The sequence below is a fragment of the Patiriisocius hiemis genome, assembly GCF_031846325.1.
Lineage (GTDB): Bacteria > Bacteroidota > Bacteroidia > Flavobacteriales > Flavobacteriaceae > Patiriisocius_A > Patiriisocius_A hiemis.
In genome coordinates this window covers 74,655-98,767 of the sequence record NZ_JAVRHZ010000009.1, presented here as the reverse complement: position 1 = coordinate 98,767, position 24,113 = coordinate 74,655, and the positions used below count along the sequence as shown (strand labels likewise).

22 protein-coding genes are annotated in these 24,113 nt (G+C 34.0%); 10 read left to right on the top strand and 12 right to left on the bottom strand.

Annotated elements, in window-relative coordinates; genetic code table 11:
* Positions 1 to 63: 63 nt before the first annotated feature.
* The 9 genes from porU (at position 64) to RM538_RS12955 (ending at position 12,359) form a co-directional block, all read left to right on the top strand.
* Positions 64 to 3,966 carry a type IX secretion system sortase PorU gene (gene porU / locus RM538_RS12995; RefSeq protein ID WP_311333874.1) on the top strand — a complete coding sequence of 1,301 codons (3,903 nt, stop codon included), beginning with the start codon at positions 64 to 66 and terminating at the stop codon, positions 3,964 to 3,966.
* 35 nt (positions 3,967 to 4,001) lie between these two features.
* Positions 4,002 to 5,156 (top strand): type IX secretion system outer membrane channel protein PorV, encoded by a 1,155-nt coding sequence (gene porV / locus RM538_RS12990; RefSeq protein WP_311333873.1) that lies wholly within the window; start codon positions 4,002 to 4,004, stop codon positions 5,154 to 5,156.
* Positions 5,157 to 5,160: 4 nt separating this feature from the next.
* The gene (gene cdd, locus RM538_RS12985) at positions 5,161 to 5,643 is read left to right on the top strand and encodes a cytidine deaminase (protein WP_311333872.1); all 483 of its coding nucleotides are present in this window, start codon (positions 5,161 to 5,163) and stop codon (positions 5,641 to 5,643) included.
* Between the two features lie 172 nt (positions 5,644 to 5,815).
* Positions 5,816 to 6,814 (top strand): pyruvate dehydrogenase (acetyl-transferring) E1 component subunit alpha, encoded by a 999-nt coding sequence (gene pdhA, locus RM538_RS12980; protein WP_311333871.1) that lies wholly within the window; start codon positions 5,816 to 5,818, stop codon positions 6,812 to 6,814.
* Positions 6,815 to 6,817: 3 nt separating this feature from the next.
* Positions 6,818 to 8,479: a pyruvate dehydrogenase complex dihydrolipoamide acetyltransferase gene (locus RM538_RS12975; protein WP_311333870.1), complete on the top strand. Its 1,662-nt coding sequence runs from the start codon at positions 6,818 to 6,820 to the stop codon at positions 8,477 to 8,479.
* A gap of 48 nt (positions 8,480 to 8,527) precedes the next feature.
* Entirely contained in the window at positions 8,528 to 9,214 is a 687-nt protein-coding gene (locus RM538_RS12970; protein ID WP_311333869.1) for an SDR family NAD(P)-dependent oxidoreductase, read from the top strand.
* Between the two features lie 3 nt (positions 9,215 to 9,217).
* A complete protein-coding gene (locus RM538_RS12965) occupies positions 9,218 to 9,817 on the top strand; it encodes a SprT-like domain-containing protein (protein WP_311333868.1) in 600 nt (199 codons plus the stop codon).
* Between the two features lie 46 nt (positions 9,818 to 9,863).
* Positions 9,864 to 10,943, top strand: a complete 1,080-nt coding sequence (locus RM538_RS12960; protein WP_311333867.1) for a mannose-1-phosphate guanylyltransferase — start codon at positions 9,864 to 9,866, stop codon at positions 10,941 to 10,943.
* A complete protein-coding gene (locus tag RM538_RS12955; RefSeq protein ID WP_311333866.1) occupies positions 10,944 to 12,359 on the top strand; it encodes a DUF389 domain-containing protein in 1,416 nt (471 codons plus the stop codon).
* Between the two features lie 5 nt (positions 12,360 to 12,364).
* Here RM538_RS12955 and RM538_RS12950 read toward each other — a convergent pair whose 3' ends face one another.
* From RM538_RS12950 to gcvP, 7 genes are read right to left on the bottom strand one after another with little or no spacing between them, the layout of a single operon-like run.
* Complete coding sequence (locus RM538_RS12950; protein WP_311333865.1) at positions 12,365 to 13,129, bottom strand: ABC transporter ATP-binding protein; 765 nt, start codon at positions 13,127 to 13,129, stop codon at positions 12,365 to 12,367.
* Positions 13,129 to 13,866 (bottom strand): MlaE family ABC transporter permease, encoded by a 738-nt coding sequence (locus RM538_RS12945; protein WP_311333864.1) that lies wholly within the window; start codon positions 13,864 to 13,866, stop codon positions 13,129 to 13,131. The genes RM538_RS12950 and RM538_RS12945 overlap by 1 nt, the downstream gene beginning before the upstream one ends.
* Before the next feature lie 60 nt (positions 13,867 to 13,926).
* Positions 13,927 to 15,015: an alkaline phosphatase gene (locus RM538_RS12940; protein ID WP_311333863.1), complete on the bottom strand. Its 1,089-nt coding sequence runs from the start codon at positions 15,013 to 15,015 to the stop codon at positions 13,927 to 13,929.
* Between the two features lie 60 nt (positions 15,016 to 15,075).
* Positions 15,076 to 15,924 carry a glycosyltransferase family 2 protein gene (locus RM538_RS12935; RefSeq protein ID WP_311333862.1) on the bottom strand — a complete coding sequence of 283 codons (849 nt, stop codon included), beginning with the start codon at positions 15,922 to 15,924 and terminating at the stop codon, positions 15,076 to 15,078.
* Entirely contained in the window at positions 15,925 to 16,446 is a 522-nt protein-coding gene (locus tag RM538_RS12930) for a class I SAM-dependent methyltransferase (protein ID WP_311333861.1), read from the bottom strand. It lies immediately after the preceding gene.
* Positions 16,447 to 16,452: 6 nt separating this feature from the next.
* Positions 16,453 to 17,511 (bottom strand): 3-oxoacyl-ACP synthase III family protein, encoded by a 1,059-nt coding sequence (locus tag RM538_RS12925; protein ID WP_311333860.1) that lies wholly within the window; start codon positions 17,509 to 17,511, stop codon positions 16,453 to 16,455.
* 60 nt (positions 17,512 to 17,571) lie between these two features.
* The gene (gene gcvP / locus RM538_RS12920) at positions 17,572 to 20,424 is read right to left on the bottom strand and encodes an aminomethyl-transferring glycine dehydrogenase (protein WP_311333859.1); all 2,853 of its coding nucleotides are present in this window, start codon (positions 20,422 to 20,424) and stop codon (positions 17,572 to 17,574) included.
* A gap of 197 nt (positions 20,425 to 20,621) precedes the next feature.
* On the opposite strand from gcvP, the gene RM538_RS12915 reads away from it, so the two are divergent.
* Positions 20,622 to 21,437, top strand: coding sequence for a UbiA prenyltransferase family protein (locus RM538_RS12915; protein ID WP_311333858.1), 816 nt, complete (start codon positions 20,622 to 20,624; stop codon positions 21,435 to 21,437).
* Here RM538_RS12915 and RM538_RS12910 read toward each other — a convergent pair.
* From RM538_RS12910 to RM538_RS12890, 5 genes are read right to left on the bottom strand one after another with little or no spacing between them, the layout of a single operon-like run.
* A complete protein-coding gene (locus RM538_RS12910) occupies positions 21,426 to 21,668 on the bottom strand; it encodes a hypothetical protein (protein ID WP_311333857.1) in 243 nt (80 codons plus the stop codon). The two genes, RM538_RS12915 and RM538_RS12910, sit on opposite strands and share 12 nt — an antisense overlap.
* A 6-nt stretch (positions 21,669 to 21,674) precedes the next feature.
* On the bottom strand, positions 21,675 to 22,226 hold the full coding sequence (locus tag RM538_RS12905) for a sigma-70 family RNA polymerase sigma factor (RefSeq protein ID WP_311333856.1): 552 nt from the start codon (positions 22,224 to 22,226) through the stop codon (positions 21,675 to 21,677).
* A gap of 44 nt (positions 22,227 to 22,270) precedes the next feature.
* Positions 22,271 to 22,726 (bottom strand): SRPBCC family protein, encoded by a 456-nt coding sequence (locus RM538_RS12900; protein ID WP_311333855.1) that lies wholly within the window; start codon positions 22,724 to 22,726, stop codon positions 22,271 to 22,273.
* Entirely contained in the window at positions 22,726 to 23,616 is an 891-nt protein-coding gene (locus RM538_RS12895) for an SAM-dependent methyltransferase (RefSeq protein ID WP_311333854.1), read from the bottom strand. The genes RM538_RS12900 and RM538_RS12895 overlap by 1 nt, the downstream gene beginning before the upstream one ends.
* A 36-nt stretch (positions 23,617 to 23,652) precedes the next feature.
* Entirely contained in the window at positions 23,653 to 24,078 is a 426-nt protein-coding gene (locus tag RM538_RS12890; RefSeq protein WP_311333853.1) for a hypothetical protein, read from the bottom strand.
* Between the last annotated feature and the right edge of the window lie 35 nt (positions 24,079 to 24,113).

Below are 24,113 nucleotides of genomic sequence, written 5' to 3'. Positions count from 1 at the left end.
TTTAATTAATTCTTTATAGTTCTATTTTATCCATACTAACTGTATATTTGAAACGTTACAATTATGATGAAAAAATTATTAGTCTTTTTTTGTGCTTTATTCCTAAGCTTAGCTGCATATTCACAGTCTAGAGTTATCGAAATTGCTTGGGAAAGTAATTCTTCTACAAACAATAAAGAAACTTTTAAAAAAAATACCAAAAATTCATATTCTCCTTTTAAGCTTCAGTTAAGAGAAGATAAAATTCAATTCTCAGATCAATGGGAGGACAACGGATTTGCAGAGCCGTCAAGTTTACAAGTTTCAAATATTCGTTACGGAGATGTGTCAAGACAAGAGTTGGCAAAAATTAATACAGACCTCATACCAAATCAATTTTCGGCTAGAATACATAGCTCAAAAGCTAGGGAGATTATTTATACAGCAATTGATGCAACGCCAATTGTAAAGCAAAATGGCATAACTAAAAAAGTACTTTCATTTACAATTAATTATACTAAGGGTAGGCTTAATAATGCTACAAGAATGCCAATTACAAATTCAGTTTTAGCTACGGGTGAGTGGTTTAAATTTAGAATAGATAAAACAGGGGTTTATAGGTTGTCGAAAAGTTTTTTAGATGATTTAGGTATGAATACCAATAATATTGACCCTAGAAATTTAAAGATATACGGTCACGGGGGGAAGCCTTTGCCACTATTAAGCTCTCAAAATCAATATTTTGATTTGCCTCAAAACGCAATTCAAGTTGTTGGAGAAGAGGATGGTTCTTTTGATGCCAATGATGCTATATTATTTTATGGGATAGGTGTTGAAGGTTGGGACGAAGAAAATGACACAAATTTAAACCCATATAGTGATGAAGCTTATTACTATGTAACTGCCTCAGGTGGAAATGGTGCAGGCCTAAGGGTGCAACCTATGATAGAGCCTAGTGGCACTCCTAATCAAACAATTACTACGTATGATAATTATCAGTTTTTTGAACAAGACGAAGAGTCCCCAGCAAAGGTTGGTAGAAGATGGGTAGGAAATCGTTTTGATATTGAAAACGAGCAAACTTTTGAGTTTAATTTTCCAAATATTGCTTCTGGTGAAGACATGCGAGTTAGAACCAGAGTAGTTAGTACAGCAGAAGCAGCAACTTCTTTTGCTTTTTCTATAAATGGAACTTCTTTAGACCCTCTTACATTATCACCTGCTGGAGGAGCAAATCTGTTAAGAGTTATTCGGCCTATTTTCGATGAAGAAATACCAGCTTCTTCAGAGGATGTAACAGTAAACCTAACTTATAACAATGGAGGTAACCCTTCCAATAATGCATACTTAGATTATATCACTATCTGGGCTAAATGTCGTTTACAGGGTTTAGATGCGCAAATACCTTTTTTTAATTTTGATACAGCAAATAGTTCTGGTATAGCAGAATATCAAATTTCAAATGCATCTGGAATAACTGCTGTTTGGGATGTTACAGATTTTACTTCAATACGTAGTAAAGAAAACCCCGAGGGGGCTAGTGATTTTTCTTTTAAGGCAAATCTGGGAGAAATAAGAAATTATGTTGCAATAGACCCAGACGATTTTTTCTCACCAATTTCAATACCCCAACCAAGAGTTCAAAATCAAGATTTAAAAGGAACTATTTTTAATAACCCTTCTGGAGCTTTTGAAGATATAGATTATGTTATTGTTACTGCTCCTTTTATGATACAACCTGCTTTAAAGTTGGCAAATCATCATAAAAATTTGAATGGATATAATGTTAAAGTAGTTACTACAGATAGAATTTATGAAGAGTTCAGCTCTGGAAAACAAGACATTAGTGCTATAAGAAACTTTATGCGCTACATCTATGAAAATGCATCAACTCCTTCAGAACGTGTAAAATATCTACTTCTTTTTGGTGATACTTCTGTAGATTATAAGAATAGACTTCCCAATAACAATAATATTGTACCAACTTTCCACACTTTATGGAGCGGTAATACCACTAACTGTTTTATGAGTGATGATTTTTTTGGCAGTCTAGATCCTAATGAGGGAACTATTGGGCTAGAAGATGATGATGTTACAGGAAATGGAACAGATGATGATTTATTAGATGTTGCAGTAGGTAGAATAGTTGCAGATAATATTGTTACTGCTAATGCAATGGTAGAGAAAGTTATTAATTATAGTGCTAAAGAGTCTTATGGAAATTGGAGAAATAACTTTGTTTTAATTTCTGATGATGTAGATGAGTTTTTTGAATATGAAGCATTAGAAGTAGCCTTAGATAATATTGGAGATGAAATTGAGGCAGAAAAGCCCTTTGTGAATGTTAAAAAAATACATAGCGATGCTTTTCAACAACAAACATCTGCAGGAGGTGATAGATACCCAGACGTGACCGATGCCTATAAAAATGTTATTGATGTTGGAGCTTTAATCATCACTTATTTTGGTCATGGAGGGGAAGATGGCTTAGCAAAGGAATTTATTTTTACCCGAGATGACGGTATTAATTTGCAGAATACCAAATTACCCCTAATAGTAACAGTTACCTGTGAATATACTAAGTTTGATGATCCACAGAGAGTTACAGCTGGTGAGTTTATTTACACAAATTTAAGATCTGGCGCTATTGGACTTATAACTACTACTAGATCTATTACAGTTACACTTGGAGGTCAATTTAATATAGAATTAGCAGGGGATTTATTTGGGTATGGCACTACAGATTATAATACCCCAGCCGAAGCTTTAAGAATATCAAAAAACACTTTATCTGGAGACGATTTAAGAAGAGTGGTGTTTTTTATCGGTGATCCCGCTATGGATTTAGCTTTTCCACAACCACAAGTAAGACTTACTGAATTAAACGGTGTTCCAATTGCTCAATCTACAGATGTGTTGCAAGCATTAAGCAAAGTAACAATTGCGGGTGAAGTGGTAGATGAAAATGGCAACTTACAAGCAGATTATAATGGAGTCTTAGAGGCTAAAATTTTTGACAAAAAAGTAAATAGACAAACATTAGGTAATGATGGTGTTAGAGACAATGGAACAGATCCTGATGGAGATGGAGACCCTAACAATATTTTACTATTAAATTTTACTACCCTAGGGGAAGGTGTGTTTAACGGGCAAGCTACGGTAACTAATGGGCAGTTTGAGTTTGAGTTTGTAGTTCCTAGAGATATACAAATCCCACTAGGGCAGGCAAGGGCAAGCTTGTATGCTCAGAGAAATAATGAATTAGAAGACCAAACGGGAGTTAGTTTCGATTTACAGATTGGAGGGCTTAATGAAAACGCCCCAGAAGATAATCAAGGACCGCTTATTAGTCTTTTTATGAATGACGAAAGTTTTGTCTCTGGTGGTATTACAAACGATTCACCCATTTTAATTGCCAAAATGGAAGATGAGAATGGTTTAAATACTGCGAGTGGTATAGGACATGATATGGTTGCAATTTTAGATGGTGATGAGACTAATCCTTTTGTTTTAAATGAATATTATCAAGGAGATGTAGATGATTTTACAAAAGGAATGCTAGACTTTCGTTTTAGAGATTTAGAGCCTGGTTTACATACGCTCACATTTAAAGCTTGGGATGTATATAATAATTCATCTACCGCAGAACTACAATTTATAGTAGCTGGTGATGATGAACTAAAAATTACAAGAGTTCTTAATTATCCTAACCCTTTTATAGATTATACAGAGTTCTGGTTTAACCATAACCGCCCTTTTGAGCCACTAGAAGTTCAAGTGCAAATATTTACTGTTACAGGAAAAGTTGTTTGGACAAAAAACCAAATAGTTACCACAGATGGATTCTTATCCAGAGATATTACGTGGGATGGACGTGATGACTTTGGCGATAAAATAGGAAAAGGAACCTATGTATATAAGATTACCGTAAAATCTACGTTAACCAATAAGCGAGTTGAAAAATTTGAGAAACTCGTTATCCTTTAAAAATATAAAATTATATTTGTCAAAATTTTAACCTCATGAAGAAAATATTTATCCCTATTTTAGTTGGGTTGTTTACCATTAATGCAATAGCTCAAGAAGATTCTAATGTCGATAACAGGGTAATCACAACAGGTGTTCCATTTGTGGCTATAGCAGCCGATGCACGTTCAGCAGGGATGGGAGATATAGGAGTTGCTACCTCTGCAGATGCCTTTTCTCAACAATGGAATCCAGCAAAATATGCATTTGCAATTTCAAAACAAGGAGTAGGTATTACATATACACCTTACTTAAGTCAATTGGTAAATGACATATTTCTAGGGAATTTAACATACTATAACAGAATTAATGAGCGTAGCGCAGTAGCTTCTAGTTTACGTTATTTCAGCTTAGGAGATATTGAACTAAGAGATACAGCAGAACAAGAGCCATTAATTCAAAGTCCTAATGAATTAACTTTTGATGTTTCTTATGCTTTACGATTAAGCGACCGATTCTCAATGGCAATTACAGGTAGATATTTACGTTCAGACCTAAGAATTCAAGCTTCACAAGAAGATGCTTCTGCAGCAAGTACTTTTGGTGTGGATATTTCAGGATACTATCAAAGTGAAGAAGTAGCATATAATGATTTTGATGGTCGTTGGAGAGCAGGTTTTAATATCTCTAACATTGGACCAAAATTTAAGTATGACGACGCTGGACAGGAGAATAACTTACCAACTAACCTTGGTTTGGGTGGTGGTTTTGATTTTATCTTAGATCAATACAATAAAGTTGGTGTTTTTGCTGAAGTTAATAAACTGCTTGTGCCAACTCCAAGCGATTCTAATGGAGATGGGACTATTAACCAAGAAGACGATTTTGCTAACGAAAGTTTCTTTAGTGGAATTTTCTCTTCTTTTAATGATGCGCCAGATGGTTTTAGTGAAGAACTTAAAGAATTTACATGGGCATTAGGAGCAGAGTATTGGTATAATGATGCATTTGCACTACGTACAGGTTATTTTAATGAAAGCGAAGAAAAAGGATCTAGAAAGTTTTTATCACTTGGAGCTGGATTTAAATATACCTCTATTAACATAGACATTTCATACTTGTTCTCAACTTCAAGAGTAAGAAGTCCGTTGGAAGGAACACTTCGTTTTGGACTTACGTTTAACTTTGGAGACGAGTACGACGAATACTAGAAATTTGAAAAAAGTTACCCTAGAGACACATCTGGAAGTTTTTGATTCTGTTTTAGAACTTTCAGAACATATACAAAATTTAATGAATAAGGCGCAGCAAGCAAGAGAAAATGCTTATGCGCCTTATTCGCATTTTAAAGTGGGAGCTGCTTTATATCTAGAAAATGGAGAAATTGTTTTAGGAAACAATCAAGAAAATGCGGCATTCCCTTCTGGGCTTTGTGCCGAAAGAGTTGCTGTTTTCCATGCAGGTGCAAACTACCCATCTATTGCTATTAAAGAAATTGCGCTAACGGTAAAATCTTTAAAATATACAGTAAAAACACCAACACCCCCCTGTGGTGCTTGCCGCCAAGCTTTGGTAGAATATGAAGTTAACCAAAAAACACCCATAGAAATTTATTTTATGGGAGAGACAGGCAAAGTAGTAAAAGTTGGTTCAGTTAAAGAGTTACTTCCCTTGGTTTTTGATAGCTCTTTTCTATAGAGATTTCTAATTTATAAGTTTTTAGACTTTAAATAGTTTTTTTAGATTTCAACTTCATCTTCAAAACGTTTCTGTATAATTTATTAATATGCTATTTTTGTTATAGCGATGTTTTTCTTTTTTCTTGAAATACAGAGCAAGTATTTATTCTGAAAACACAATTCAGTAAAACATGAAGAAATTTACAAAACAGGTATACCTTGATTGGTATGAAAACATGCTTTTTTGGCGAAAGTTTGAAGACAAATTAGCACAAGTATATATCAAACAAAAAGTGAGAGGTTTTCTACACTTGTATAACGGGCAAGAAGCTGTTTTAGCAGGAGCTTTACATGCTATGGACCTGTCTAAAGATAAAATGATTACTGCTTATAGAAATCACGTACAGCCTATTGGTATGGGTGTAGACCCTAAAAAAGTAATGGCAGAATTATACGGTAAAGGAACTGGAACTTCACAAGGTTTAGGTGGTTCTATGCATATTTTTGCACCAGAAAATGGATTTTATGGAGGTCATGGTATTGTTGGGGGGCAAATTCCGTTAGGAGCTGGATTAGCATTTGCAGATAAATATAAAGGTAATGACGCTGTTACACTCACATATATGGGAGATGGAGCAACACGTCAAGGGTCTCTTCATGAAACCTTTAACCTAGCTATGCTATGGAAGTTACCTGTTGTTTTTTGTGTTGAAAATAATGGATACGCTATGGGAACTTCGGTAGCACGTACAGCAAATCATACAGATATCTATAAGTTAGGATTAGGGTATGAGATGCCATGTAAAGCTGTAGATGGTATGAAACCTGAGGTTGTTGCTAAAGAAATGGATGAAGCAATACAAAGAGCAAGAAAAGGAGAAGGGCCTACCTTCTTAGAGATTAGAACATATCGTTATCGTGGACACTCTATGAGTGATGCACAGCATTATAGAACAAAAGATGAGGTAAAGAAAAAACAAGAAGAAGATCCTATTTTGTATGTGTTAAACCATATTTATGATAAGAAGTGGGCTACAGAAGAAGAAATAAAGAAAATAGATAAACGCGTAAAAGATAAGGTTGCTGAATGTGAGAAATTTGCTGAAGAATCTCCATACCCAGAAAAGAATGTTATGTATGATACCGTTTACGAGCAAGAAGATTATCCTTTTTTACCGCATAAATTATAAGAAATGGCAGAAGTAATTAACATGCCGCGTTTGAGCGACACAATGGAAGAAGGAACTGTGGCAACATGGTTAAAGAAAGTTGGAGACAAAGTTGAAGAAGGAGATATCCTAGCTGAAATTGAAACCGATAAAGCAACAATGGAGTTTGAGTCTTTTTCTGAAGGAGTTTTGCTACATATTGGTATAGAGGAAGGTGAAACAGCTCCTGTAGATAAACTTTTAGCTATAATTGGAGAAGAAGGAGAAGATATTTCTGGATTAATAAATGGTGATGATAATTCTAGTGATAGCAAAGAAGAAGACGATAAAGAGTCTTCAAAAAATTCAGATAAAGAAAGTGATAGTTCTTCAGAGAAAAACGAAAGTGAAGAAAATGAAACAGCTAGTGAAGACTCATCAAGTAACCTTCCTGAAGGGGTAGAAATAATTAGCATGCCTCGTCTTAGTGATACTATGGAAGAAGGAACAGTTGCAACTTGGCTTAAAAAAGAAGGTGATGCGGTAGAAGAAGGGGATATTTTAGCCGAAATTGAAACTGACAAGGCTACAATGGAGTTTGAGAGTTTCTACTCTGGAACATTATTAAAAATAGGGATTGCTGAAGGAGAAACAGCAAAAGTAGATGCACTACTTGCTATTATAGGTCCAGAAGGAACAGATGTTTCAAATATTAATACAGTATCAAAACCAAAAACTTCAGCCAAAAAAGAAAAAGCTGAAGATAAAAATGAAGAACCTGTAAAAGAAGAAAAAAAGAATGAAAGTTCTACTAAAACAAAAGAAACTTCTTCATCTAGTTCAAATTCAGGTTCAACTTCAAAACGAATCTTTGCTTCTCCACTTGCTAAAAAACTAGCAGAAGAAAAAGGAATTAACCTTAATCATGTTTCTGGAAGTGGAGATAATGGACGCATTGTAAAGAGCGATATAGAAAATTACCAACCTGCTGCAAGTGGTGGACAGGCGTATACTCCTGTGGGTCAAGAAGTATGGGAGGAAGTTAAAAACTCTCAGATGCGTAAGACTATTGCAAAACGTTTAGGAGAATCAAAGTTTACGGCACCACATTATTACTTGACTATTGAGTTAGACATGGATGCAGCTATCGAGTCTAGAAAAGCAATAAATGCAGACCCAGATGTAAAAATATCTTTTAATGATATGATTGTAAAAGCCTGTGCGATGGCTTTACGTAAGCATCCGCAAGTAAATAGTCAATGGACAGGTGATAGTATAAAAATTGCAAAACATATACACGTTGGCGTTGCTGTTGCTGTAGATGAAGGTCTTCTTGTTCCTGTATTAAAATATACAGACCAAATGACATTCTCTCAAATTGGAGCACAAGTAAAAGAGCTAGCTGGAAAAGCAAGAAATAAAAAAATTACACCAGATGAAATGCAAGGGAGCACTTTTACAGTTTCTAACTTGGGTATGTTTGGGATTAAAGAATTTACTTCTATTATCAATGCTCCAAATTCGGCAATTTTATCGGTAGGAGCGATTATTCAAAAACCTGTAGTTAAAAATGGGGCCATTGCTATTGGAAATACAATGACAGTAACCTTAGCATGTGATCACCGTACTGTAGATGGTGCAACTGGAGCACAATTTTTACAAACATTACGGAGTTACATAGAGCAACCAGTTACAATGTTTGTATAATCAAAATAGAATTTTGAACAACGTCTCCACTCTTGAAACTTATGTAGAATGAAGAAAAAAAATGTAATTATTACAGGTACAAGTCGTGGGATTGGTTATGAACTTGTACAACTCTTTGCTGATGCTGGACACAATGTTTTGGCACTTTCAAGAGACGCTGCACCGGTTTCTGGATTAGATATTGATAGTTGCGTGTGTTTTTCTTGTGATATTACAGACGCAAAAGATGTCGCAAAAGTTGGAGATTTTGTAAAAGAGCGTTGGGGACATGTAGATATTGTAATTAACAACTCAGGGTATTTAGTAAATAAGCCTTTTGGTAAACTTAAGCTTCAAGACTTTGAGCAATCCTATGATGTAAATGTATTTGGTGTTGTTAGATTGGTTCAACAAGTTCTACCGTATTTAAAAAAAGGAAGCCATGTGGTTAATGTAAGTAGCATGGGTGGGATTCAAGGAAGTTTAAAATTTTCAGGTTTAGCAGCCTATAGTAGTAGTAAAGGAGCCTTAATAACACTTACTGAGGTTTTAGCAGAAGAGTATAAGGATCAAAATATAAGCTTTAATGTACTTGCTTTAGGTGCTGTACAAACTGAAATGTTAGAAGAAGCTTTTCCAGGCTATAAAGCACCATTAACTGCTGAAGAAATGGGGCGATACATTTTAGACTTTGCCTTAACCGGCAACAGGTACTATAATGGTAAAATCTTACAAGTATCAAGCAGTACTCCCTAAATTATGGAAGCTACTTTATCTAAATACATACCTCAAGCTTCCGTAACTCCAGTTCTCGAATTAATTAAATCTAATAATGTTCATTTAAAAATTGTAAACGAACGAAAAACACGTCATGGCGATTACAGAAAATTACCTGGTGGACAACATCAAATTACTGTTAATTCTAGCCTTAATAAATATAGGTTTTTAATTACACTAGTTCATGAAATTGCTCATTTGGTAGCTTTTCATAAATTTGGACGAAACATCAAACCTCATGGTAAAGAATGGAAGTATACTTTTCAAGCACTAATGCTGCCATTTATTAGACCAGAGGTATTTCCATCTAATTTGTTACCGCTATTGGCAGCTCATTTTAAAAACCCAAAAGCGACTAGTGATACAGATGCTAGATTGTCTTTAGCATTAAAACAATATGACCCAGAGAACGATAAAAACTATATCTTTGAGATACCCTTGGGTGCTACTTTTAGACTTTATAACGGTAAAATATTTAAAAGAGGAAACAAGCGAGTAAAGCGATTTGAATGTCTTGAAGTTTCAACAGGAAGGGTATATTTATTTAACCCAAACGCAGAAGTGGAATTACTAAATTCTTAAATCTGTTAGGTGTTTCCAAAACCTCTCAGATTTTAAATATAATATAATGAACAAAAACTATTACGCAGTAATAATGGCTGGAGGCATTGGTTCTCGTTTTTGGCCAGTAAGTACAAAAGAGTTTCCTAAACAGTTTCATGATATGTTGGGTACTGGAGAAACACTACTTCAAAAAACGTTTTCTAGACTTAACAATATAATACCAGCTCAAAATATTTACATTTTGACAAATGACAGGTATTTAGATATTACATTAGAACAACTCCCACAAATTACAAAGAAACAGGTAGTCCTTGAGCCTGCAATGCGTAATACAGCCCCTTGTATTTTAATGGCAGCATTAAAAATTGAAAAAGAAAATCCAAATGCGCTTATGCTTGTAGCTCCAAGTGATCATTGGATTGAGGATGAAGAAGCTTTTTGTAGTGATGTACAAGTTTGTTTTGATGCATGCCAGCGAGAAGATTTATTAATGACCTTAGGCATAATACCGACTTTCCCAAACACAGGATATGGCTATATTGAAGCTACTAATAATGAAAAATCGCCCATTAAAAAGGTAGCCCAATTTAGAGAGAAACCAGATTATGAGACAGCAAAAAAGTTTGTAAAAGCAGGTAATTTTGTATGGAATGCCGGTATATTTCTTTGGAGTGTTAAAAGCATAACCAACTCTTTTAAGAAGAATATGCCAACTATGTACAATTTATTTGCTGAAGGAAAAACAGTATACAATACAGATAAAGAAGCATTGTTTGTCGAAAAAAATTATAAAAAAGCCGAAAACACATCTATTGACTATGGTATTATGGAAAAGGCCAATAATGTATTTGTAAAAAAAGCTACATTTGATTGGAATGATTTGGGAACATGGGGAGCTCTACATGATAAAATGACACAAGAAGACTCTCAGAATGCAGTTGTAAGGGCAATTCCCTATATGATTAATTCAAAAGGGAATATGGTATATAGTGCTACAAAAAAACTAATTGTAGTAGATAGTGTTGATGATTATATTATAGTAGATAAAGAAAATGTACTGCTTATTTACCCTAAAGAGAAACAACAAAATATTAAGAATCTCTTAACTGAAATATCGCATAAATTTGGAGAAAATTATACTTAGATGAATCCTGAAGAAAATATTGAAAAGAAAAAGGAAGCTGTTAAAAAAGATGCCCAAGGCCTATGGCAGAGTGTAAAAACTTTTCTAGTAGAGTTATTAGCATTTAGAGAGGATACCGACAGAGATGCTACTATCGAGGCTATAAAAAATGATATTCCTTTTAAAGGAGCCACAGCTTGGATTTTAATTTGCTCAATATTTGTGGCTTCAGTTGGTCTTAATGCTAACTCTACGGCAGTAGTAATAGGGGCCATGTTAATATCTCCACTTATGGGGCCTATTCTTGGAGTAGGTATGTCTATAGCTGTTAATGATATTGATGTTCTTAAAAAGTCATTAATAAACTTAGCAGTAATGATTGTTTTAAGTTTATTAACGGCTTTTCTCTTCTTTAAGTTTTTCCCTCTTGGTAGCCAGGAAACTTCGGAATTATTGGGAAGAACACAACCTGATATTCGGGATGTGTTAATTGCTTTTTTTGGTGGTTTAGCACTTATTATTGCCAGAACTAAAAGAGGTACTATTGCAAGTGTAATTTTTGGTGTGGCAATTGCAACAGCTTTAATGCCACCATTATGTACAGCTGGATATGGACTAGCAAATGGGAACATTCCCTACTTTTTAGGAGCAATGAATTTGTTTACCATTAACACTATATTTATTGCCTTAGCTACTTTTTTAGTAGCAAAAATATTACGTTTCCCATTGGTGCGATATGCCAACTCCAAAAGAAGAAAACGTATCTCTCAATTAGCATCATTAGCAGCAATCATTGTAATGATATATCCTACAATTACATTTATAAGAGTATTAAAGGATAGTGGCTTTGAAAACGACTACAATACTTTTGTAAAGCAAGAAATAGAGCCTAATAATGAGTTGTGGTTTCAAAAAGGACTTCTTAATCCTGAAGAAGAAAGAATTACACTTTTCTTTAATGGTGAAATTAATGAAGCCACAGAATCTGATTTAAGAAACGAACTAAAAAGCTATAAAAATATTCGTGATTTTGAATTAATTATAAGTGGGAATAAAAACCGAAGTTTTGATAAAATTTCTGATGCCTATGATAGAGCTATTGAGGATCTTGATGAACGAGACAATATTATTTCTGGGCTACAAAAAGAAATTGAAACCCTAAGAGAAGAAATAGACTTAATTAATCAAAAAAATAATAGCTTCTCATTTTCTAGTATAGCAAAGGATGCCAAAATTAGATTTAATGACCTAGAATATTTTGGGTATTCGAAAATGTTAACTTCAAAAGATTTTATTAAAATAGATACTATTAATGTTGTTTCTGCAAACTGGAAAAAATCTTTAAATGATAGTGTTGTTAAAGCCAGAGATAAACAACTTTTAGAGTGGTTAAAAACTCAAATAAAATTAGACTCTATAGTTTTAAAAAGACAATAAGTGAATTATCCTTCTTTTTGCTGTACTACTCTTATTTTTTTAAACAAATCTGAAGAATAGACAAAGTCTGTAACATCTTGGTTGTCTGTTTTAAAAATTTCATTGTTAGTTCCTTGCCAAACTAGAAGCCCGTTTTTTAAAAACACAATATTTTCTCCAATCTCCATAACAGAGTTCATGTCATGAGAAACTACAACAGTAGTTATGTCATATTCATGAGTAATTTCTTGTATTAAATTATCTATTACAGTAGCAGTTTTTGGGTCGAGACCAGAATTAGGTTCATCACAAAAAAGGTACTTAGGTTTATTTACAATAGCCCTAGCAATAGATACTCTTTTTTGCATTCCCCCTGAAATCTCAGCAGGATACTTTTTGTTTACTCCATCTAGTTTTACTCTGGATAATACCTCATTAACACGAGCTAGCATGTCTTCCTTTTTATTATTGGTAAACATTCTAAGGGGGAACATTACATTTTCTTCAATTGTCATAGAATCAAATAATGCACCTCCTTGAAAAAGCATTCCTATGTCTTCTCTAAGGTCACGTTGTTCTTCCTCATCCATTTCTTGGATAGGCTTATCTTCATAAAAAATCCTTCCTTCTTCAGGAGAAAAAAGACCTAGAAGGCATTTTAGCATAACAGTTTTCCCACTACCACTTTGTCCAATGATAAGGTTGGTTTTTCCTTTTTCAAAAGTGGTAGAAATTCCTTTTAAAATTTCCTCTTCACCAAATCGTTTATGTATGTTTTCAATACGTATCATTAACTTAAAAGTAATTGGGTTATAATAAAGTTTGTAAATATGATAAGTACACTAGTCCATACAAATGAGTTGGTGCTTGCTTTACCTACTTCTAATGCACCACCTTTCATGTAATACCCTTGCCAAGAAGGTACCGTAGCTAAAATAAATGCAAAAACAAATGTTTTAATGAAAGCATACGTTAAGTGAAAAGGAATAAAATCTTCTTGTAAACCTGTTATAAAGTCTGTTGAGGTTGTAAAGCCACCATACACCCCGGCAACCCATCCACCAAGGATACCTAAAAACATGGATAGACCAATTATAAAAGGATATACTAACATGGCAATAATCTTTGGAAAAACTAGATAGTTAAGCGAGTTTATCCCCATTACTTCTAATGCATCAATTTGTTCGGTAACTCGCATAGAACCAATACTTGATGTAATAAAAGAGCCTACTTTACCAGCCATAATAATAGAAATAAATGTAGGAGCAAATTCTAATATAATGGATTGTCTAGTAGCATAGCCTACTAGATATGCTGGGATTAGGGGATTGTCAATATTTAAAGCAGTTTGTATAGCGATAACACCCCCTACAAAAAAGGAGATAAAAGCGACAATCCCCAAAGAACCAAAGATAAGGTCGTCTATCTCCTTAAAAATAAGTTCTTTGAGCACACTTCTCTTGGTAAAGCTTGAAAATACTCGCTTTATCATGATAAAATAAGAGCCTATGTGCTGAAAATATTTCATGAAATCTTGCCTACTGCTAAAGTAACAAAAATACCCTAGGGATTATGGTAAGTAGCTTTATTATTGCTCAAATAAAGAAATCATCTTGTTGAATAATGATGTATTTTCATAGATACCACCAAAATCTTCTTCGGAAGGGCCATAAGAAAATACTGGCACCATAGTGGCAGAATGACCTCCTGTTGAGAAAGAAGGTTTAATGCTATTATAATTATCATCTTCTGCGGCTAGTGTAAATCCACCTGTTTCATGATCTGCTGTAACAATAACTAGAGTATTGCCGTTGCGTTTTGCAAAATCTAAAGCCACTCCAATAGTTTTGTCAAAATCTAGTTGCTCGCTTATTAAGTATTCGGCATCGTTGGCATGGCCACCCCAATCTATTTGTGAGCCTTCTACCATTAAAAAGAAACCATCTTCATTTTTAGACAATTGCTCTATTGCAAGTTTAGTTGCATCTGGTAAAAAATCACCTCTTCCTTCAAGCATTTTTGGCATTGCATCATCAGCAAGCAAGATGGCTTGTTTTTTTGATGAGGTTGAAGTTGGTAAAGAAGTTGTTGATACTTCAAAACCATTTAACTTTAAATCTTCTAGTAGGTTTTTTTTGTCTTTTCTCTTATTGAAAAATTGTGAACCACCTCCTGCAAAAAAGTCAATGTCTGAGGTAGGTAAAAAAGCGGCTATATCCTCATACATTCTTCGTTGTTTTACATGTGCATAAAAACTTGCTGGTGTTGCGTGAACAATAGAAGAGGTAGAAATAATACCAGTTGCAATATTTTGTTTTGATACTTTTTCGACGATAGTTTCTACCGAAATAGTGTCGTTATTTACTGCAATAGCGCCGTTATATGTTTTTTCTCCAGTAGCATATGCGGTTGCACTCGCTGCAGAGTCTGTTATTAAATCACTAGATGCTGAGGTTTTAATAAGGCCAACGGTATTAAATTTTTCAAAATTTGATGAGTTTTCTCCGTAAAAAAAGCTTGCTGAAACTTGACTTAAACCCATCCCATCACCAATAAGTAAAATAATGTTCTTTGGTTTATTTTTAATAGGACTTGCTTCAATTTTATTTTCCGAAACATTTACTGCTACACATGAAGAAAGTAGTAGCGCTGCTACTACAAAAAAGATCTTGCTCATATTGTTAAATTATAATTTCAAAAGTAATTGAAAAAAGACTTTTTGAAGGTTATGGAATTGTTATAATAATTTCTTTTTGATGTTTTTCCAGCGATATTTTCTAATAAAAGCACCTTCTTCTTCAGTAACAATAAAAGTGGCTTTCTCTTTTTTTGCTTTATAGAAACCTCTTAAACAATCAAAATAATAACCAAATTGTTTCTTTTTTAAGGCTAATTTTAAAGAGGCTAGTTGAGTAAGTTTATAACCATAGCGCATTTTATAAAAAGCCTCACCTTGCTTGTACTTAGCTTTTTTTGAGTAAGTACCTCCAGTTGGCTTGAGGTGTTTTACCAGCAAAGAGGTGTCGGTAACTACTTCCCAACCATGATACTTTGCTAACAGCTCATCTACTGTGTCCCAGCCCATGCTTTCTTTAAGACCCCCTATGGTTTTAAAGCAATCTTTTCTATATGCTTTTAATGCGCCTCTAATGTGATCTGGGTTTGTTAGGTTTTCTATTACCCAAGAACCCTCCTTTTTGATAGCACAAAAACCTCCAGCCATTCCACATTTTTGGTTTCTTTCAAAGTAATTAGATATTGTTTCTAAGTAGTTTGTTGGAAAAATTAAATCTGCATCAAACTTGCAAATTATATCATAATCATGGTCTAGTTTTTTAAAACCTTGTTTAAATGCATGTACAACTTTACTACCTGGTTCATGGTTAGAAACTGTGTTTATTTTTTCAGAAAATATAAAATCATATTTTGTTGCAAACTCTGAGATAATATCAGGAGTTTTGTCGGTTGAATTATCATCTACTACAACTATTTTTTTTGGAGGTTTAGTTTGAGATACTAAAGATTGAAGCGTCTTTTTAATATGAGCTTCTTCGTTGTAAGCTGGTATAATGATGTAAATATCCATCTAAGCTCGTTCTGCATAAACTAAGTAATAGCGTGGGGTAAACCTTCTTAAAATAGGTCTAATTCCAACCTTTCTTACTGGATTGGTGAACTTTTCTCGATCCTTTATAACCCATCCAGACTTTTCTAGTAACCAGTCAAATTGCCAGTCTTCAAATTCGTGGTAATGTCTATCTCTTTCATCAGTTTTACTTTTATATGCTGAAGCAAACCATAGTTTTAGAGGTACAGAAGCTACGAGTTTTTTTGAAGTACTATCCTGAAGTACATTAAATGGTGAAACTAGATGTTCAAAAATTTCAAAAGCTGTAATTACATCATAATCTTTATTCTTTACAGCAGAGGTGTCTATGTCCAAATCTTCACCTTCTGTATTTATAACTTGAAACCCTTCATTCTTTAAAATTTCAGAAAAGGGATTAACAACACCAAGATCTATAATTGTTTCGGAAGTGGAAATGTGCTTTTTTAAAAAAGCTAAGGTGTGCTTATATCTTTTTTGTACTGTTTTGCTTTTATACATAACAGATTAAACTCTATAAGTAATTGCATTTATATTCATACCGGCTCCTACACTTGCAAACATAATGATATCACCCTTGTTTACTCGATGATTGTCTAGTTGCTTTTTAACAACCATATCATATAAAGTAGGAACTGTTGCGACACTAGAGTTACCTAGCTTATTAATACTCATAGGCATTACATGTTCTGGAGCTTCTTTATTATATAGTTTATAGAAACGTTTAATAATTGCCTCATCCATCTTCTCATTTGCTTGGTGAATAAAGACTTTTTTTAAATCATTAATAGTAGCACCGCTTTCATCAAGACAGTTTTTCATAGCCTCTGGAACATTACTTAGAGCAAAGTTGTAGATTTTGCGGCCATACATTTTTATGTAACGTCTTGCGTCTGTGATTTCTTGGTTATTAGACTCTCCAAAGTAGATAAAATGAGCTTCATCATAGGCAAAAGTAGCCGACTTATGACTCAATATTCCAGAATCTTTACTAGTGTTTTCAACAATAGTAGCACCCGCACCATCACTATAAATCATGGAGTCTCTGTCGTGTTGGTCTACTACCCTTGAAAGTGCTTCGGCTCCAATAACTAGACACCGTTTTGCTATTCCAGATTTTATAAATGCATTAGCCTGAATCATTCCTTCTACCCATCCTGGGCATCCAAATAAAACATCGTAACCTACACAGTAAGGATTTTTAATTTTTAGCATGTGTTTTACTCTGGAAGCAATGCTAGGAACTGTATCACTTTGTTGAGAACCATATTTTACATCGCCATAGTTATGAGCTACAATTATATAATCTAGAGTTTCTCTATCAAGTTTAGCATCTTCTATGGCTTTTTCAGCTGCATAAAAAGCAATATCTGAAGTAGTAATTTTATCTTTTATATAGCGTCTTTCAGATATACCTGTAATAGCTTTAAATTTTTCAATAATCACTTCGTTATTGTGCTGAAACTCGCTCCCATCTTCATTTAAAAAATGATGATTCTCAAAAGTCTTATTAGGGGCAACTCCTTCTGGTATGTAACTTCCTATTCCTGTGATTGCTATACCCATGGATAAAATATTTTTGACTAAAATAGTTAAAACAAACTAGCTAACCGCTTTAATTGCTGGTTAATTATCTTCCATATATGCTTCTATAGGCTCACAAGTACAGATTAGATTCCTGTCCCCATAAGCATCATCTACACGGCGAACAGAAGGCCAAAATTTATTGTCAGCTATGTAAGGCAACGGAAAAGCAGCTTCTTGTCTTGTATATGGTAAGTGCCAAGAGTCTGATGTTAACATTGCCTGTGTATGCGGTGCATTTTTAAGTACGTTGTTTTTGTTTTCTTTTGTTACTGAATCAATTTCTTTTCTAATGGATATCATTGCATCACAAAAGCGATTCAGTTCTTGTAAACTTTCACTCTCTGTAGGTTCTATCATCATTGTTCCTGCTACTGGGAAAGAAACAGTAGGTGCATGAAATCCATAATCCATTAAACGCTTTGCAATATCTGTAACCTCAATGCCATTTTCTTTAAAAGGACGGCAATCTATAATCATCTCGTGTGCAGCTCTTCCTTTTTCACCAGTATATAAAACTTCATAATGCCCATTTAAACGCTCTTTAATGTAATTAGCATTTAAAATCGCAAATTGGGTTGCTTTTTTGAGTCCATTCTGTCCTAACATACATATGTAGGCATACGAAATTAAACACGCAAGTGAACTCCCCCATGGAGCGGCAGAAATTGCAGAAATTGCTTTTTCCCCTCCTGTTTCTATAATAGGGTTGCTTGGTAAAAAAGGTACTAGCTGTTCGGCTACACAAATAGGTCCTACACCAGGTCCGCCGCCTCCGTGGGGAATGGCAAACGTTTTATGAAGGTTTAAGTGACAAACATCTGCACCTATAGCACCTGGGTTTGTTAAGCCTACTTGTGCATTCATATTAGCACCATCCATATATACTTGACCTCCATTTTTATGAATAATGCTTGTAATTTCTTTAATAGCAGACTCATACACTCCATGTGTAGAAGGGTATGTAACCATTAGAGCTGCAAGGTTATCTTTATGTTCTTCGGCTTTAGAACGTAAATCTTCAACGTCAATATTGCCGTCTTCACTAGCTTTAGTGACAACTACTTTCATACCTGCCATTACAGCACTTGCAGGGTTTGTTCCATGTGCAGAAGAAGGAATTAAACAAATATTACGCTGCTCATCTCCTCTAGAGTTGTGATAAGCGCGAATTACCATAAGTCCAGCATACTCTCCTTGTGCTCCAGAGTTGGGTTGTAAAGAAGTACCTGCAAAACCAGTAATTTCTGTAAGTTGTTCTTCTAATTTTTTAAGCATAAATTGATATCCGCCTGCTTGTTCGATAGGAACAAAAGGATGAATGTTACCCCACATTGGGTCACTTAGCGGAAGCATTTCGGCAGCAGCATTTAGCTTCATAGTACAAGACCCTAATGAAATCATAGAGTGATTTAGAGCTAGGTCTTTTCGCTCTAATTTCTTTATATATCGCATTAATTCAGTCTCACTATGATAACTGTTAAATACTTCGTTTTCTAGAAAAGGTGTCTTTCTTGCCACATTTTTTGGAATGGCATTACCTTCAATAAGTTCATTTATATAAAAACGGTCTTTACTTATTGCTTCTGCAAAAACACCAATAATTTTATTGAGGTCATTTATGGTAGTTGTCTCATTTATTGAGATAGAAACAGTCTCGTCATCTGGGTAATAAAAGTTAATACCTTCAAGTTCAGCTCTAAAGTTAATTTTTGAGATATCTGCTTTTATAGCAATAGTATCAAAATAGGTTTCGTTGGCTTGGTAATATCCTAGTTTTTCTAAAGCATTAGCTAAGGTTGCAGTACTATTATGTACTTTTTTTGCGATATACTCTAGTCCTTTTGGCCCATGATATACTGCGTACATCCCTGCCATTACAGCTAATAATACTTGTGCTGTACAAATATTTGAAGTAGCCTTGTCTCTTTTAATATGTTGTTCTCTAGTTTGTAATGCCATGCGCAAAGCACGATTATCATCTAGGTCTTTTGTAACCCCAATTATACGCCCTGGAATGTTTCTTTTATAGGCTTCCTTTGTTGCAAAATAAGCTGCGTGAGGACCTCCATATCCTAGTGGAATACCAAATCGTTGAGTAGTTCCTACTACAACATCAACACCAAAGTTTCCTGGCGACTCTAATACTACTAGACTTAAAATATCGGCAGCTACTGCTACTTTAATTTGTGCCTCTTTTGCTTGCGCAATAAAACTACTAAAGTCATATACTTTTCCAGTTCTACCAGGGTATTGTAGCAATATCCCGAAATATTCATCAGAGAAGTCAAATGTTTCATGGTCGCCTATTACAAGTTCAATCCCAACAGGAGTTGCTCTTGTTTGTAACAATGAAAGTGTTTGCGGAAGAATTTCTTCAGAAACAAAAAACTTATTTATTCCTTTTTTCTTTTGTTCGCGCTCTCTAACAGCAAATAATAGTGTCATGGCTTCTGCAGCCGCGGTACTTTCATCTAAAAGCGATGCGTTGGCCAATTCCATACCGGTTAGATCTGTAACCATTGTCTGGAAATTAAGAAGTGCCTCTAGACGTCCTTGTGCTATTTCTGCTTGATATGGAGTGTAAGCTGTATACCAACCTGGGTTCTCTAAAATGTTTCTTTGAATAACTGGAGGTGTAATAGCTTGATGATACCCTAATCCTATATAACTTTTAAAAACACTATTGTAAGAAGATAAATCTGTGATATGTTCTAAATACTCTTGCTCACTCATTGCTGTGTCAAGTTGCAAGTTCTTAGGAAGTCTTATATCGTTTGGGATGGTTTCAGAAATAAGTTGCTCCATGCTTTCTGCTCCAACCGTTTTTAACATGTCTGCTAGCTCCTCTTTTCTGGGGCCTATATGTCGTATTGCAAAAGAATCTGTGTTCATAATCGTAAAAGATTCACTAAAAGATTAAGTGTTTATTAAAGTTATAAATTGTATTGTTTATTAATATGAAAAATAAACTAAACAAGTTGTGCAAAATTACAATATAAAAAAAGGAAAACAATGAAGTTTTAAGCACTAGGTAATAGAACTTTTCAACTAAACATAAAGGTTACTAACAGTTTAGCTATTTTTACTTTGTGAAGTATTTACGTAGCTTTTTTAATTTTTATATAGATAGTAGTGTTCATGTTGCATTATCTGTAGTTTCACTAGTATTGATTACTATTTTTCAGTTTAAAATAGCATATGATATTTATTTACTCCTCTTTATTTTTTTTGGAACTATCACGGGTTACAATTTTGTAAAATATGCAAAGATTGCTGGACTACACCACAGAAGTCTTGCAAAGAATTTACGAGCGATACAATTATTTTCTTTTTTCTGCTTTGGAGGACTTGTTTTTTTGGCTACTAAAATTTCTATAGATGTTCTTAAACTAGCTTTGCTTTTAGGTTTATTAACGTTGTTTTATGCAATTCCGCTTTTAAAACATAAAAACTTACGAAGTATTGCGGGCTTAAAAATTTTGGTAGTAGCAATAGTTTGGGCTGGTGTTACTGTATTATTACCATTAGTAACTAGTGAAGTGCCATTTAATACAGATGTGTGGCTTACTTTTTTACAGCGTATGTTTATAGTTATGACCCTTACGCTACCCTTTGAAATAAGAGATTTAAGATTTGATGACAAACTATTAAAAACAATACCTCAAGTGTTGGGTATTCGTAAAGCCAAAGTATTAGGAGTGTTTTTTTTAATGTTAGTGTTGCTTACTGAAGGCTTAAAAACAGCAGTTGAACATAATGAACTTTTAGTACTGTTAGTAATATTAACTTTAATGGGAGTTTTTTTGTTGGGGTCTAAAAGAAAACAATCTAAATATTTCGCCTCATTTTTTGTAGAAAGCATCCCAATTGTTTGGATGTTACTTTGGTGCTTATTAATTAGCTAGTTCTTTAGCTAACCTTTCTTTCATGGCAGCTTTTTGATCTTGAGGCATTGTTTTAACCTTAGATTTTTTAATTGCTGATGTCAACTTAGCATTTCTAGCACTATACTTTCTCGTTGCACTACAGTAGAGCATGCGAATGTTAAGTTTAATTTTTTCCCATATAGAAGCCTCGTTATATTGTGTTTTGTCACAAATCTGTGTGGCTTCTTCATATTTAATAAAAAATTTCATAGTTTATTATAACCAATTAGATTCTAGGCAATTTGCCATAGCAGTTCTTGCTCTATGGATAATTACCCAAAGGTTAGACGGAGTAATATTAAATTCATTACAGATAGCTTCAGTATCAAAATTATCTATCGTTTTCATTTTAAAAATTCTCGCTTGTTTTTCGTTTAGTGTGTCTAAACAATCAAAGATTGCCATACCCAATTCGGAGTTTTCCATGACATCTTCTGCGGTTTTGTCAAAGGGGTCACTTACGCGTTCTTCTAGCCAGTCTCCTTCTGCATCATCATCATTGTACGTCATTCTAATTTCAGCTTTACCTTTTTTAGAATTTTTTTTGCGGTAGTGGTCTATTATTTTTCTTTTTAAAATTGCAATGAGCCAAGTTCGCTCACTTGCTTCTCCTTTAAAATTATCTTTAGACTTTAGACCTGCAAAAAATGTTTCAGATATTAAATCCTGAGCTACTTCATGATCATTTACGCGCACAATAGTGTAATTGTATAGATAGTCTGAATAACGATCTACCCAATTGTTCGGTTCTAATATGTTTTTTGGCATTTTTAATCACCTAATAGTGAGGCTTCAAAAATAGCAAAGTTTCATTAACTAACAGCCTCTAGTGTGTTTTTTATTGCACTATTTCTCTGTTTTAAAAATGTTTCTAAGTGCTTTTTTAAAAAGAATTTATTAAAAAACTTACCAATAATTCCGTAGGGTACTTTATACCTTACAACATCTTCCATATGTGTTTCATTATCAATTTCTTTAAAAAAATGTTGATGTGCAAAATATGTAAAATGTCCTTTTATCATAATATCTGTAAAGAAATTAGGTGCTTCAAACTGAATAATTTTACTCGTATGCTTTAGGTAAAATCCAAAGTGCTTACCTTTCCAAGTAACAGTTTCGTTCAAACCAATTTTTCCCTTCATTTTACCGGCAATAGCTTTTTCATTAGTTTGCGAAGCACTTTTGGTATGAAAATCAATATCCCTTGACAAATTGAATGCCTCTTCACAAGATGTATTTATTATTGTATGTAGCTTAATTGTTGTCATTATTTTATTGCTGTGATGATATAATATCCAAAATCTTTCATGTGCAATCCAGAAATTAAGGCGTAAAAAGACGCTTTCATATTATTCCAGCTTTGTGGTTTTAAGGGATTTTTAAGGAGTATATTTTTTAAAATAAAACCGCCAATAGCAAAAGGAACATGTAATACAGAAGGCGCTACTCTAAACGAAATATCTTCTACTTTTACTTTTTTAAAACCAACTTTTTTTAAGCTATTCTCAACTTCATCTATAACCCCTAATCCATCAAGACTCCAGCCTTTGCAGAGTTTGCGATAGCTATAACTACTACCTAAACACAGATTTTTAGGGTCTTTTTTTAAAAAGGCATCTGCTATTACAAGGTTAGTCCCTGGCTTGAGTATCCTGTATGCTTCTCTCAATGCTTCTTCACTATGACCAGAATGACAAAAACCTTCTATTGCGATTGCCCCTTCCATACTGCTACTAGTAAGACTCGTGTTGCAATAGTTTTCTTGTAAAATTAGACCCTTTTTATCTTTTAGTAATTTGTTTCCTTCTTCAACTTGGAAAGGAGATAGCGTAACACCTATCATAGATAGGTTGTTTTGCTTTTTAAGCATATATCGCATAGTTCCGCCCATGCCACATCCTAAATCTGCAATATTTTTTGTGGTTTTTGAGAGGTTTAATCTATTATAAATTTGATTATTCATTTCATTCCCCATGCTGTCTCTTTTCAATGGGTTGGTTTTTCCAAAGATAAAATACCCAAAATGCATGTTGAGGTCTCTGCTCCAAAAACTATAATCCTCGGTCGCTTCATTATAAAAGTCAATGATTGCTTCTCTTGAAGTGTTTTTTTTCTTTCTTGTAACATCTTGAACGTTGGGTAGTTTGGTCGTTTTCATGAGTACAGTTGTTTTATTTTAAATAAATATCTCATCTTAGAAGATATTTTGAATGACTAGCAAAGTATATACTACTGCAAACAATACAAATAGAAAGTTCATCCCATAACCTCCCCATTTAAAGAGTTGCTTCTTGGGTATATCATACATAGGGTAGTAGGCTATTTGTGTAGCTACTTTTCCAACCCAATAGGCAGCAATTAATCCTGTAATTGCTATTGCAAGGTTTGTCCCATTTTTTAAGTCTGAAGGAATTAAAATAGCAATAAGTCCAAAAGAGAAGTTTAACCCTTGAATATACCTTCCATATGTTTTTGCAATTTCTTGATTAAGGGGTTTTAATTGTTTTACATCATTATACCAATCAAAAACTTTATGTCTTATGTATGGATACACAAGTGCCGTAAAGATTTGTCCAGCACCTCCTAAGATAATAAGCCAATTTGGAATGTTAATTTTCATATCATTAATTTCAAACTTTCAATAAATATTGAAAT